Source organism: Aeromonas sp. ZOR0001 (assembly GCF_000801015.1).
GTDB lineage: Bacteria > Pseudomonadota > Gammaproteobacteria > Enterobacterales > Aeromonadaceae > Aeromonas > Aeromonas veronii.
The window spans coordinates 1-1127 of record NZ_JRJY01000114.1; the positions used below are offsets into that span (position 1 = coordinate 1).

Below are 1127 nucleotides of genomic sequence, written 5' to 3' on the forward strand. Positions count from 1 at the left end.
AATAAGACAAAAGGCTGCCTCATCGCTAACTTTGCAACAGTGCCAATTTATGAGTAAAGGATTATGTCCACGATAAGCACCTGGGTCGATTCCTGGGAGGCGGCCATGAGGGTAGGGAAGCGCCGTCCCGTCAAGTCAGCGTAATGCTCTGCCAGTGTTACAACCAATTAACCAATTCTGATTAGAAAAACTCATCGAGCATCAAATGAAACTGCAATTTATTCATATCAGGATTATCAATACCATATTTTTGAAAAAGCCGTTTCTGTAATGAAGGAGAAAACTCACCGAGGCAGTTCCATAGGATGGCAAGATCCTGGTATCGGTCTGCGATTCCGACTCGTCCAACATCAATACAACCTATTAATTTCCCCTCGTCAAAAATAAGGTTATCAAGTGAGAAATCACCATGAGTGACGACTGAATCCGGTGAGAATGGCAAAAGCTTATGCATTTCTTTCCAGACTTGTTCAACAGGCCAGCCATTACGCTCGTCATCAAAATCACTCGCATCAACCAAACCGTTATTCATTCGTGATTGCGCCTGAGCGAGACGAAATACGCGATCGCTGTTAAAAGGACAATTACAAACAGGAATCGAATGCAACCGGCGCAGGAACACTGCCAGCGCATCAACAATATTTTCACCTGAATCAGGATATTCTTCTAATACCTGGAATGCTGTTTTCCCGGGGATCGCAGTGGTGAGTAACCATGCATCATCAGGAGTACGGATAAAATGCTTGATGGTCGGAAGAGGCATAAATTCCGTCAGCCAGTTTAGTCTGACCATCTCATCTGTAACATCATTGGCAACGCTACCTTTGCCATGTTTCAGAAACAACTCTGGCGCATCGGGCTTCCCATACAATCGATAGATTGTCGCACCTGATTGCCCGACATTATCGCGAGCCCATTTATACCCATATAAATCAGCATCCATGTTGGAATTTAATCGCGGCCTCGAGCAAGACGTTTCCCGTTGAATATGGCTCATAACACCCCTTGTATTACTGTTTATGTAAGCAGACAGTTTTATTGTTCATGATGATATATTTTTATCTTGTGCAATGTAACATCAGAGGGCACTGTTGCAAATAGTCGGTGGTGATAAACTTATCATCCCC

At 43.7% G+C, this 1127-nt stretch carries 1 protein-coding gene; it reads right to left on the minus strand.

Translation table 11 applies throughout. The features are described 5' to 3' along the window. Nucleotides 1–181: 181 nt before the first annotated feature. The gene (gene aph(3')-Ia, locus L972_RS15285; protein WP_000018329.1) at nucleotides 182–997 is read right to left on the minus strand and encodes an aminoglycoside O-phosphotransferase APH(3')-Ia; all 816 of its coding nucleotides are present in this window, start codon (nucleotides 995–997) and stop codon (nucleotides 182–184) included. Nucleotides 998–1127 lie beyond the last annotated feature (130 nt).